Annotated in this window: 10 protein-coding genes; 9 read left to right on the top strand and 1 reads right to left on the bottom strand. The window is 63.6% G+C overall.

What is annotated here, in order from left to right:
* Positions 1-35 precede the first annotated feature (35 nt).
* The 9 genes from HNO53_RS08525 to pdxJ all read left to right on the top strand — a co-directional run bounded on the left by HNO53_RS08525 (position 36) and on the right by pdxJ (position 9,302).
* A complete protein-coding gene (locus HNO53_RS08525; protein ID WP_209477803.1) occupies positions 36-740 on the top strand; it encodes a sigma-E factor negative regulatory protein in 705 nt (234 codons plus the stop codon).
* A gap of 74 nt (positions 741-814) precedes the next feature.
* Entirely contained in the window at positions 815-1,735 is a 921-nt protein-coding gene (locus tag HNO53_RS08530; RefSeq protein WP_242597578.1) for a MucB/RseB C-terminal domain-containing protein, read from the top strand.
* 115 nt (positions 1,736-1,850) lie between these two features.
* Positions 1,851-3,278 carry a DegQ family serine endoprotease gene (locus tag HNO53_RS08535; RefSeq protein WP_209477807.1) on the top strand — a complete coding sequence of 476 codons (1,428 nt, stop codon included), beginning with the start codon at positions 1,851-1,853 and terminating at the stop codon, positions 3,276-3,278.
* Between the two features lie 197 nt (positions 3,279-3,475).
* Positions 3,476-5,293, top strand: a complete 1,818-nt coding sequence (lepA, locus tag HNO53_RS08540) for a translation elongation factor 4 (protein WP_209477809.1) — start codon at positions 3,476-3,478, stop codon at positions 5,291-5,293.
* A 13-nt stretch (positions 5,294-5,306) separates the two neighbouring features.
* The gene (gene lepB / locus HNO53_RS08545; protein WP_209477811.1) at positions 5,307-6,110 is read left to right on the top strand and encodes a signal peptidase I; all 804 of its coding nucleotides are present in this window, start codon (positions 5,307-5,309) and stop codon (positions 6,108-6,110) included.
* A gap of 24 nt (positions 6,111-6,134) precedes the next feature.
* Positions 6,135-6,827: a ribonuclease III gene (gene rnc, locus HNO53_RS08550; RefSeq protein WP_209477813.1), complete on the top strand. Its 693-nt coding sequence runs from the start codon at positions 6,135-6,137 to the stop codon at positions 6,825-6,827.
* Positions 6,824-7,723, top strand: a complete 900-nt coding sequence (gene era, locus HNO53_RS08555) for a GTPase Era (RefSeq protein WP_209477815.1) — start codon at positions 6,824-6,826, stop codon at positions 7,721-7,723. Before rnc ends, era begins: the two co-directional genes overlap by 4 nt.
* 51 nt (positions 7,724-7,774) lie before the next feature.
* Entirely contained in the window at positions 7,775-8,476 is a 702-nt protein-coding gene (gene recO, locus HNO53_RS08560; RefSeq protein WP_209477817.1) for a DNA repair protein RecO, read from the top strand.
* Positions 8,477-8,510: 34 nt separating this feature from the next.
* A complete protein-coding gene (pdxJ, locus tag HNO53_RS08565; protein WP_209477819.1) occupies positions 8,511-9,302 on the top strand; it encodes a pyridoxine 5'-phosphate synthase in 792 nt (263 codons plus the stop codon).
* A gap of 51 nt (positions 9,303-9,353) precedes the next feature.
* On the opposite strand, the gene HNO53_RS08570 is transcribed toward pdxJ, so the two are convergent.
* A complete protein-coding gene (locus HNO53_RS08570; protein ID WP_209477821.1) occupies positions 9,354-12,071 on the bottom strand; it encodes a HAMP domain-containing sensor histidine kinase in 2,718 nt (905 codons plus the stop codon).
* Positions 12,072-12,161: the final 90 nt, after the last annotated feature.

A 12,161-nucleotide genomic window follows, 5' to 3' on the forward strand; every position in this document is an offset into this window, starting at 1 on the left:
AGGCAGGGTGCCTTGTCGATGTGGGGGTGTAAGGAATGAGTCAGAATGCACGGGAATCGCTTTCTGCCCTGATGGACAGCGAAGGTGATGATCTCGAGCTGCGCCGAGTACTCAAGACGCTCGAAAGCGAGCCAGATGCGGCGGAGGCATGGCGACGCTATCACCTGATGCGCAGCCTGCTGCGGCGGGATCATGACATCGATGTCAGCACGGACCTGTCGGCCGGTATCATGGCACGACTGGAAGCCGAACCGGCTCCGGCCGTGGAAGCGCCGCCTATCGCACCGCGCCGCTCCTACCCCTTTGCCCGCAGTGCGGGCATCGCCGCCGCCGTTACCCTGATGGTCATCACTGGCGTTCAGTTCTACCAAGGTAACGACTTCACCCGTGCGGGCGGTAATGCTCAGTTGGCCGGCGGGGAGAGTCGTTCTTCCTCCCAGTCACAGCCAAGCCTTGCCGCTCAGGCGGGCAGCGGTGCTCAGGCGACCCCCGTCGGCATGCCGCTCTTTTCGCCGTCGGCCGCGAGCGGGCAATCGGGTCTGATGCCGGTAGGGGCGAGCTTCGACTCCCCCTTGTTCATGACGCCCAATCCCCGACAGTCCCAACGCATCGACCAGGAGCAGGCGCGGCTGCTGCAATCCTATCTCGACCGCCATGCCGAAGGCGCGACCCATCGGAGTGGTGACGTATGGATGCCCCTGTTGCGTGGTTCAGGTAACGAGACACTGGGGCAACGCTGATGGTAGGCGGGCGTATCGCAAGGCGCCTGGCCCTACTCAGCAGCGCTGCGCTTCTGGCCCCTATGCCGGTTGCCTTGGCCGAACCCATAGCGGAACGGCCCGATGCCGAGCGATTCGACTGTCGCCAACTGGCCGGTTGGGCGGAGCCCGAGACGCCGCTTGAGTGGTTTGAGCGCAGCCTGTGGGCCAACCATTGTCTCGAGTTCCAGGCTCGCGCGGTACGCATCGGTATCGACGGAGTGCGTACACTGGCGCTATCACGAGACATTCAGGACGGCGTTGAGCGTGAAGTCGCCCGTTTCCTCGATGGGCCGCCGGTTCTCTTCGAGCGTAGCGGTCACATGAACCGCATGAGTGGGTCCGGTACCGATTCGGAGGCGCCGGTATCGCCGACAGGAATCGCACAGCATGTTGACCGTTATTATCGACTGACCATGGGGCACGACGAGCGCATTGCCAACCGCAGTGCAGTGCGACTGGACATCGAGCCTCTCGATGGGATGCGCTTTGGCCAGCGTCTGTGGCTCGATTCCGAGACCTCATTGCCGCTGAAGCGGGAGCTCATCGATGATCGTGGGCGCGTCGTGGAGACGTTCCAGTTCACCGAGCTCCAGTCGCCACGCTTGCATGAGGGCGGCGTGATACTGGACCGCTACCGTGAGCCGCCGCGGCCGTCTTGGTTCCCTGCCTGGCTGCCTGACGGTTTCGTCGATCAGCCTCTCGACGACGAGTCGGAGCAGCAGGGGGGCGAACGGAGAGTGATCCATCGCATCTATAGTGATGGTCTCTCGACGCTCAGTCTGTTCGTCGAACCGATCGAAGAAGGGCGCGAACGCCTCATTCCCGGGTTGCATCGCCTGGGCATCTCTCTCGCCGTGGTTCGCCATGTCGTGGCTGACAATCGACCCCATCAGGTCATTGTCATGGGCGAGTTGCCTCCGCGGGTGCTCGTGCAAGTGGCCGAGAGCCTGGCTTGGCGTGAGGTGCCGGAGTGATCGCTCGATCACGCGACACGTGCCGGGTCCCGTTGCGGCAAACCGGCGCCATGTTGAAAAACAATGTGTTTCCTAGTTACCGCTGAGACGACGTTAAGCTGATGCAGGAGCTTTTATGATGCCATTGACGCGACAGTTCTCTTTTTGGGCGCTGCTGTTGGTCGTGCTGCTGTCATGGCAGTCGGCCTTTGCCCGCGAGTTGCCCGACTTCACCGAACTGGTCGAGGATGCTGCTCCCGGGGTGGTCAATATTTCCACTACCCGGGTCATACCGGAGCGTTCACAGGGCTTCGAGGGGTTCGGTGGCCAGGAGATCCCTGAGATATTTCGCCACTTTTTCGGCGATCGCTTCCCGATGCCGCCAGGAGGCGGTGGGCCCGGGCGGGGCGGCGAGCGGCAATCGCTGGGGTCCGGCTTCGTGATCAGTGAAGATGGCTATATCCTGACCAATGCTCACGTGGTCGAGGGGGCCGACGAGATTCTCGTGCGTCTCAACGACCGCCGTGAGCTGCAAGCCGAGCTGGTGGGGGCCGACACGCAGACCGACGTGGCCCTGCTCAAGGTGGACGCCTCGGACCTGCCGACGCTGAACATGGGCGACTCCGACGAACTGCGTGTGGGGGAATGGGTAGCCGCCATCGGTTCTCCTTTCGGCTTCGACCACTCGGTGACTGCCGGTATCGTCAGCGCGATCAATCGCACGCTGCCGCGTGACGCCTACGTGCCCTTCATTCAGACCGATGTGGCGATCAACCCCGGCAACTCGGGTGGCCCGCTGTTCAATCTGGACGGCGAAGTGGTGGGGATCAACTCACAGATCTTCACCCGCAGCGGTGGCTTCATGGGGCTGTCTTTCGCCATTCCCATCAACGTGGCCATGGACGTGGCCAGCCAGATCCGCGACGACGGACGTGTTCAGCGCGGGTGGCTCGGCGTGATGATCCAGCCGGTGTCTCGCGACCTGGCCGAATCGTTCGGCATGGACAGCCCCAGCGGCGCCTTGATTGCCGATCTCGACCCCGAGGGACCGGCGGCCCAGGCGGGCCTGCAGGCGGGCGACATCGTGCTGGAAGTCGACGGGGAGGAGGTCGAGCGCTCACGTAACCTGCCGCGCCTGATCGGCCGGGTGACGCCGGGCAACGAGGCCGAGCTGACCATTTTGCGTGACGGAGAGCGACAGGATATCGCAGTGACCATCGGTGACTGGCCGGATAGCGAGCAGGCTCGACAGGCGAGTGCCGCTGGCTCGGACGCTCAGGCGCGCCTGGGCATCGCCGTGGCCGAACTCGATGAGGCCGAACGTAAGCGCCTGGGTATCGATGGCGGCGTGCTGGTGCGTGATGTCGATCCTCGCGGGGCAGCGGCCGAAGCCAAGATCATGCCGGGCGACGTGATCGTCAGTCTCGATCATCATGCCGTGGAGAGCGCCGAGCAGCTGCGTGACCTGGCTGCCGACCTGCCCACTGACCGCCCCGTGCCTGTGCGGTTGTATCGCGAAGGGCGCGGCTCCCTGTTCGTGGCGCTGCGCCTGGGTCGCGACTGAGTCGACCCGGCGTCGGACGAGTCGCAGAACACCTCCCGCCATGCCGGGAGGTGTTCGTGTTTTTACTGCCCGGTGCCGCTGTGCTGTCCAACCTTGGGTCATGCCGGTACAATACCGGCCATCGAATTCTCATGACGTTAGCGGGCGCCGATGACTCTGCCGCTGCCGCGCTCGTGTCGAACACCGGACTGGGCTAGATGAGCAACGAAGCAAGCAACGATAAACTGAAGCACATTCGGAATTTCTCGATAATTGCCCATATCGACCACGGCAAGTCGACCCTGGCAGATCGTCTGATCCAAAGCTGCGGCGGTCTGACCGAGCGCGAGCTGAAGGAGCAGGTGCTCGACTCGATGGACCTCGAGCGCGAGCGCGGCATCACCATCAAGGCCCAGTCGGTCACGCTGGACTATCATGCCCAGGACGGCAACACCTACCAGCTCAACTTCATCGACACGCCCGGCCACGTAGACTTCTCCTACGAGGTATCGCGTTCCCTTTATGCCTGCGAAGGGGCGCTGCTGGTGGTGGATGCGGCCCAGGGCGTCGAGGCGCAGTCGGTGGCCAACTGCTACACCGCCATCGAGCAGGGGTTGGAGGTACTGCCGGTCCTCAACAAGATGGACCTGCCGCAGGCCGATCCCGACAAAGTCTCGCACGAGATCGAGGAGATCATCGGCCTCGACGCCACCGACGCCTGTCAGGTCTCCGCCAAGAGCGGCATGGGCATCGATGCACTGCTAGAACGCCTGGTACGCGACATCCCGCCGCCCAAGGGTGATCCACAGGCGCCGTTGCAGGCCCTGATCATCGACTCCTGGTTCGACAACTACCTCGGCGTGGTGTCGCTGGTGCGACTCTTCGATGGCACCCTGAAGAAGGGCGAGAAGATCCGGATCAAGTCCACGGGCCGCGACTGGCAGGCCAACGAAGTGGGCATCTTCACGCCGCTGCGCAAGGAAACCAATATTCTGCGTGCCGGCGAAGTGGGGTTCGTGGTGGCCGGGATCAAGGACATCCATGGTGCCCCGGTGGGCGATACCATCACCCACGCCAAGACGCCGGACGTGGCGCGCCTGCCCGGTTTTCAGAAGGTCAAGCCGCAGGTCTACGCCGGCATGTTCCCGGTCAGCGCCGACGATTACGAGGATTTCCGCGACGCGCTGGAGAAGCTGGCGCTCAACGATGCCTCGCTGGAGTACGAACCCGAGAATTCCGACGCCCTCGGCTTCGGCTTCCGCGTCGGCTTCCTCGGCACGCTGCACATGGAAATCATCCAGGAGCGGCTCGAGCGCGAGTACGACCTGGACCTGCTCACCACGGCGCCCACCGTGGTCTATGAGCTGGCCATGAAAAACGGCGACATCAAATACGTTTCCAACCCCTCCAAGCTGCCCGACATGGCCGACGTGGAGGAGATGCGCGAGCCGATCGTGCGTGCCAGTATCCTGGTGCCGCAGGAGTTCGTCGGCAACGTGATCATGGAGTGCGAGAACCGTCGCGGCAACCAGCTCGACATGCAGTTTCTCGGCAGCCAGATCCAGCTCACCTATGAGCTGCCCATGAGCGAAGTGGTGATGGACTTCTTCGATCGTCTCAAGTCCATCTCCAAGGGCTATGCCTCGCTGGACTACAACTTCGAGCGCTTCGAAGCGGCCAAGCTGGTGCGCCTGGACGTCTTGATCAATGGCGATCGGGTCGACGCGCTGGCGGTGATCATTCACCGCGACCACGCGCATTCGCGTGGTCGCGTGCTGGTCGAGAAGATGAAGGAGCTGATTCCACGCCAGATGTTCGACGTGGCGATTCAGGCCGCCATCGGCGGCCAGGTGGTGGCGCGCTCCACGGTCAAGGCGCTGCGCAAGAACGTGACCGCGAAGTGCTACGGCGGTGACGTGACGCGCAAGAAGAAGCTGCTCGAGAAACAGAAAGCGGGCAAGAAACGCATGAAACAGGTCGGTCGGGTGGAAATTCCCCAGGACGCCTTCCTGGCCGTGCTCAAGGTGAACGACTAGGAACGGCGACACTATGGATTTTTCACTTCTGTTGGTGGTGGCCGTGGCCGTCACCGGCGTGATCTGGTTGCTCGACATCGTTTGGTTGCGTCCCGCAAGGCGCCAGAAGCTGGCCGCCGTCGAGGCGGGTACCACGGAGGGGCTCGACGAGACCTCCCGTGAGCGGGCAATGAAGGAGCCTTGGCCGATCGACTATGCCCGCTCCTTCTTTCCGGTGTTGCTGGTGGTACTGCTGCTGCGCAGCTTCCTGGTGGAGCCCTTCCAGATTCCTTCCGGGTCGATGCGTCCGACCCTCGAGGTGGGGGATTTCATCCTCGTAAACAAGTACGCCTACGGCCTGCGCCTGCCAGTTACGCATACCCGTATCCTCGAACTGGGTGAGCCCGAGCGCGGCGACGTGATGGTGTTCCGCTTTCCCAGCGAACCCTCGGTGAATTTCATCAAGCGGGTTGTGGCGCTGCCGGGCGACATCGTGCGCTACGAGGACAAGCAGCTCTACATCAATGGTGAGCCCGTACCCAAACACTTGCTGGACCAAGCGCCTTCCGCCGCGCCTGGTGAGTGGCTCCTCGAGGAGCAACTGGGCGAGGTCAGCCATCGTATCTACAATAACCCACGTGACCCGGGGCCTCGTGTGCGCGAGATCGTCGTGCCCGACGGACACTATTTCACCATGGGTGACAACCGTGACCACTCCAACGACAGCCGCTATTGGGGCTTCGTCCCCGAGGAGAACGTCGTGGGTCGGGCATTCGCCGTATGGATGCACTGGGACGGCGGCCTGCCGAGCTTCACCCAGGTTCGTCGCATCCATTGATGGAACAGAAATAACAGGAATTTCGTGAGTAGATCCCTTACCGCCTTCAGCCGCCGCATCGGCTACAGCTTTCGCGATGACTCGCTGCTGGAGCTGGCCGTGACCCACCGCAGCTTCGGAGGCCAGAACAACGAGCGATTGGAGTTTCTGGGTGACTCCATCGTCAACTTCGTCATCGCCGAGGCCTTGTACGAGCGTTTCCCGCAGGCCCGTGAAGGGCAGCTTTCCCGTCTCCGCGCACGTCTGGTGCGTGGCCAGACTCTGGCTGAGCTGGCGCGCGAGATGGCTTTCGGCGAGTGCCTGCGCCTGGGGTCCGGCGAGATGAAAAGCGGCGGGCATCGTCGCGATTCGATCCTGGCCGATGCGGTCGAGGCCGTGCTGGGGGCGATCTATCTCGATGCCGGCATGGATGTGGCCCGTGCCCGGGTGCTGGCTTGGTATGCCGAGCGCCTGGAGGCGATCGACCTGCAGGATACCCAGAAGGATCCCAAGACCCGGCTGCAAGAGTTTTTGCAGTCGCGCCAGTCGCCGCTGCCTCGCTACGAGGTGGTCTCGGTGGAGGGCGAGGCCCACGACCAGACCTTCACCGTGGAGTGCCATGTCGAACTCCTCGACTCGCACACCCTGGGCACCGGCTCGAGTCGCCGTCATGCCGAGCAGCAAGCCGCCGAACTCGCACTGCTCCAGTTGGAGCAACGCAGGGGACAAAAAGCATGAGCGAGACCTGTGGCTTCGTGGCCATCGTTGGCCGCCCCAACGTCGGCAAATCGACGTTGATGAACCGCATACTCGGGCAGAAGGTCTCGATCACCTCGCGACGCCCCCAGACGACGCGTCACCAGGTCATGGGCATCAAGACCGAAGGTGAAGCGCAGTTCATCTACGTCGATACGCCGGGCATACACATCCTGGGGCGCGACCGCAACAAGGCGATCAACCGCTTCATGAACCAGGCAGCTACCCAGGCCCTGCGCGACGTGGACTGTGTGGTGTTCATCGTCGACCGCACGCGTTGGACCGAAGAGGACCAGGTGGTACTCACGCGTCTCGAGCACGTCGAAGCGCCGGTGATCCTGGCCGTGAACAAGGTCGACCGACTCGAGGACAAGAGCACGCTGCTGCCTTGGCTTGCCGAGGTCGGAGCGCGGCGTGAATTCGCCGCCATCATTCCCATCTCCGCCAAGCACGGCACCAACGTACCGGAGCTGGAAGAGGAAGTGGCCAAGCACCTGCCGGAGGGGCTCCACCACTTCCCCGACGACCAGATCACCGACCGCAGTCAGCGTTTCCTGGCGGCGGAACTGGTGCGCGAGAAGATCATGCGCCAGCTCGGTGACGAGCTGCCCTATCAGGTCACGGTGGAGATCGAGGAGTTTCGCGACGAGGGCAGGGTGGTGCACATCAGTGCCCTGATCCTGGTGGAGCGTGCCGGACAGAAGAAGATCCTCATCGGCGACAAGGGCGAGCGGATCAAGAGCATTGGCCGCGAGGCACGGCTCGACATGGAGCGGGCCCTGGATGCGAAGGTAATGCTCAATCTCTGGGTCAAGGTGAAACGCGGCTGGTCGGACGATGAGAGAGCCTTGAAGAGTCTCGGGTACGACCTGGACTGATCTTGTCCGAACTTGTCTGCGCTTGTCCTTACTTCGTTCAGGCGACCAATCATGCAGCCGCAGCCGGCCTTTCTCCTTCATAAGCGCCCCTATCGCGAAACCAGCGCCCTGGTCGAACTGCTCAGCTTCGATCACGGTCGCGTGCGCGCGGTGGCCCAGGGCGTTCAGCGTCCGGGGTCGCGCTCGCGCGGGCGGTTGCAGCCCTTCGCGCCGCTGCACGTCACCTGGGTGGGTGAAGGGGAGCTCAAGCGCCTGCGGCTAATGGAGAGTCGTGGCGCTGCGGCGTTGCTGGTCGGCGAAGGCCTGCTCTGTGGGCTCTACGCCAACGAATTGCTGACGCGAACGCTGCCGGTGGAATTCCCCGTTGGCGAGGTGTTCGCCTTTTATACGGCCCTGCTGCAAGCGTTGCCGCTCCCTGAGGGGCGGGCCGTGGCGCTGCGCCGTCTTGAATTCGCCTTGCTCGATGCGCTGGACGCCGCACCACGCTACACCACGCCTGATGGCAGCGAGCTCGACCCCCAGGGACGCTACCGCTACGATTCCGTCACGCGTGCCTTCGTTCCCGGTGAGCCGGGCCTCGACGGTCGTACTCTGCGTTTGATGGCGGGAGGTGACTGGGCGTCACCCGGGCTGGCCGGTCCGGCCAAGGTGGTGGCCCGGGCAGCGCTTGCCCCCTTGCTCGGTGCGCGTCCGCTGCGCTCCCGTGAGCTGATGCGCCAGCTTGCCGAGCGGCGCCGTTCCCCATCACACTGACCTTCCCGTCCTTGATCTGAAGCTGGAGACCAGCATGCATCCCCCGCGTATTCTGCTTGGTGTCAACATCGACCATATTGCCACTCTGCGTCAGGCGCGCGGCACGCGCTATCCCGATCCGGTCCAGGCCGCACTGCTGGCCGAGGAAGCCGGTGCCGACGGCATCACCGTACATCTGCGCGAAGATCGGCGGCATATCCAGGAGCGCGATGTGCGGCTTCTCGCCGAAGTTCTCAACACGCGCATGAACCTGGAGATGGCCGTCACCGAAGAGATGCTGGCGCTGGCCGAGGAGATACGCCCGGCGCACGTGTGCCTGGTGCCGGAGAAGCGCGAAGAATTGACCACCGAGGGCGGCCTCGACGTGGCTGGCGGTTTCGATGCCATTGCTGCGGCCTGTCGGCGTCTGGCAGCGGCAGGCTGCGAGGTGTCGCTGTTCATCGATCCCGAACCCAGCCAGATCGAGGCGGCAAAGCGCGCCGGTGCGCCGGTGATCGAGCTGCACACCGGAGCCTATGCCGAGTGCAACGGCCAGACAGCGCGCGAGGAGCATGCGCGGCTGACGGCCGCCACGGAAATGGCGCTCGAGCTGGGCCTCACGGTCAATGCCGGGCACGGACTGAACTATCACAACGTCGAGGCGATTGCGGCCATACCGGGGTTGCATGAACTCAATATCGGCCACGCCATCATCGCTCGGGCACTGTTCGTCGGGCTCAAGGAGGCCGTGGCCGAGATGAAGCGGCTAATGATCGCCGGACAGGAGGCGGGGTTCATCGCCTCGCTGGAAGAGCACGATCACGACCACGCCGGACACGACCACTGAGCATTGGCATCATCGTCTTGACCTGGGATGGCGCGCTACGGCCGCTATCCTTCATCTATCCTTGTACGATGAGGTTGAGCTGGCGGTAACCTTGCTGGATGCCTCCTGATGCGTGGCGTGCCACTCCCGCAGGCGTTCGATTGCCTGGAACAAATCCTCGATCAGCGGCTCGATATCAGCCATGCCGCGTGAGCGCAGCCGGGTCTCCAGGGTCTCCGCCACCAGTGCGAGCTCGGGCGCACCGCAATAGCGGCAGGCGCCGTTGAGCGCATGCACGACATCCAACAGCGTCTCGGGGTCGCCGGTGGCGAGAGCGCCTTGCAACTCCCCCTCGGTTTTCGGCAGCGACGCGACGAGTTCCTCGAGCAGTTCGCGTGCCAGGCTTTCGTTGCCGTTGGCGAGACGCGTGCCGAGCTGCATGTCGACCACGTCTAGCTCGCTGGCAGGTTCGGACTCCTGGGCAGCCGGCAGGGCCGGTGTGGGCGGTAACGCCGTCAGGCCGACATGACGATGCAGGACGGCTTCCAGTCGGTTGGAATCCACCGGTTTGGTCAACACTTCCTGCATGCCTGCGGCCTTGAGGCGGTCGCGTTCGCTATCATGGGCATGGGCGGTCACTGCGATGACCGGGCATGACGCCCATTGCCCACCCAGGCGGCGTAACGCCTGGGTGGTTTCGATACCGTCCAGCCCCGGCATGCGTATGTCCATCAGGACCAGTTGGAAAGACGTTCCTTCGGCCAGTGCCAGCGCCTCCTCGCCGCTGCTGGCTTCGACCAGTTCCAGGCCGGGACGCTGCAACAGCTCGCGCAGCAGGCGGCGATTGATGGCATTGTCATCGACGATCAGCACGTGTGTCTGGCGCTCTTCGCCAGTGTCGGGGCAGCGTTTCGCCTTGCTGCATCGACGCAGGGCGTCCGCCAAGGCCTGGCGTGATGCCGGCTTGCTGAGGATCTCGCAGCCGCTGGGGAGATGCAGGTCCGGCATTTCGAGTGGCGGTGCGTTGATCAACAGCAGGACCGGACAGGGGCTGGCCTGGAGCCTGGTCCGCCACTCGCCGAGCAGCGTTTCATTCATGTCGGGCGGCAGCGCCGCGACCAGCAGCGAAGGGTAGGGAGGCGTCAGTTCCGGCTGGCGAAGCTCCTCCACCTGGCCTCCCCAGAGCGTCAGCAGGTGGCTCAGCGCGTGGCGTGTCGGAGAGTGGGGCTCGTAGAGGGCGACCCGCTCATTGTCGAGAATGGCGTCGGGAGTAAACTCCGCCTGGTCGATGACGTCCAGCGGCAGTGTAAAGGAGAAAGTCGAGCCGCGTGACGGTTCGCTTTCCACCGTGATCTGTCCCCCCATCTGCTCGACCAGTTGGCGGCTGATGGCGAGGCCCAGGCCGGAGCCGCCGTAATGGCGGGAATGGCTGGCGGCGGCCTGGCGAAACGCTTGGAACAGGCTGTGCTGCTCCTGCGGCGTGAGGCCGATTCCGGTGTCGCTGATGCTGACACGCAGCAGTGCGCGCCCTTGGGCATTTTGCTCCTCGAGCATCACCCGGACGATGACTTCGCCCTGTTCGGTGAACTTGAGTGCGTTGTGGATCAGGTTGGTCAGCACCTGGCGAATGCGTAGCGGATCGCCACGCAGCACAGAGGGTACGTCGTCGTAGACCAGACCCAGCAGATGCAATCCCTTCTGGTGGGCCAGAGGGGCCTGTTGGCCTAGCGCCTCGTCGACCAGCGAAACCATGTCCAGCTCGGCACGCTCCAGCTCGAGGCGGCCGGCTTCCATGCGCGAGAAATCGAGCACGTCGTTGACCAGGGCAAGCAGGTTGTCGCAGGCGATCTGTACCTGGTCGAGCCATTCGCGCTGACGTGGCTCCAGGCGCGAACGCCCCAGCAGGCGGCAAAAGCCGACGATGCCGTTGAGCGGCGTGCGGATTTCGTGGCTCATGCTGGCCAGGAACTCGGACTTGATCCGGTTGGCCTCGAGTGCCCTGCGGTGGGCCAGATCGAGTTCGATGTTCTTGATTTCGATGGTCTCCATCGACTCTTCAAGGTCGGTAGTGGTCTGCTCGATCTGGCGCTGGATGTTCTCATGGGACTGCTTCAGTTCGTCGCCTAGCGCATTAACATGGCGGGCCAGGCGACGCAGTTCGGGGGCGCCGGTCTCAGGTAGCTGCGCCTCGAAGTCACCGCTGCGCAGTCGTCTCAGTGCCTCGGCGGCATCATCGAGGCTGGTGTCGACGCGGCGGCCAAGGGCCGAGGCGATCACGAACAGCAGCAGGCCGAGGATCAACAGGCCCAGCCCGGTAGTGGCCAAGCGTCGGTAGTAGTCGAGGGTGAGCGGGCGGCTGTCGATGTCGAGTTCGAGCCAGGCCCGACCGCTTTGGCTGCCTTCCCGCTCGGCGGGGTCGAGCGGCACCATCAGGCGCCAAAGATCACTGCTGGTATCGAGTTGCCTCTCGCTTGGCGGTGCAGTCGCCACCTGAGCGCGGTTTCGGCCCAGCTCCAGTTGGGCCATGTTGCTGTCGGTATAGATGCCTACGCCGCGCGCCTCATCGATGTTCAGCAGGCGCATGGCCATACCTTCCAGTCGCGACTGATCGGCCTCGAAGACGGCACGGGCCATTTCCGGTGCTTGCTGTTCGACGACGGTGATGACTCGGTCGCGGAGGGCCGACTTGCGCCATTCGGTATCCAGGTGCAGAACAAAAGCCGCCACGAGCAGCAGCACCAGCAACGGGAGGCACAATATCCAGAGTGTCAGGCGATTTCCGAGCGACATTGTTATTCCTTGGTGACGACCTTTCTTCCCAGTATGCCACATTGTCGAGGCATGCCTGTCCAGCGCCTGATGGCACGGATATACTAGCGA

Origin of the sequence: Billgrantia antri (genome assembly GCF_017868935.1) — a bacterium.
Lineage (GTDB): Bacteria > Pseudomonadota > Gammaproteobacteria > Pseudomonadales > Halomonadaceae > Halomonas > Halomonas antri.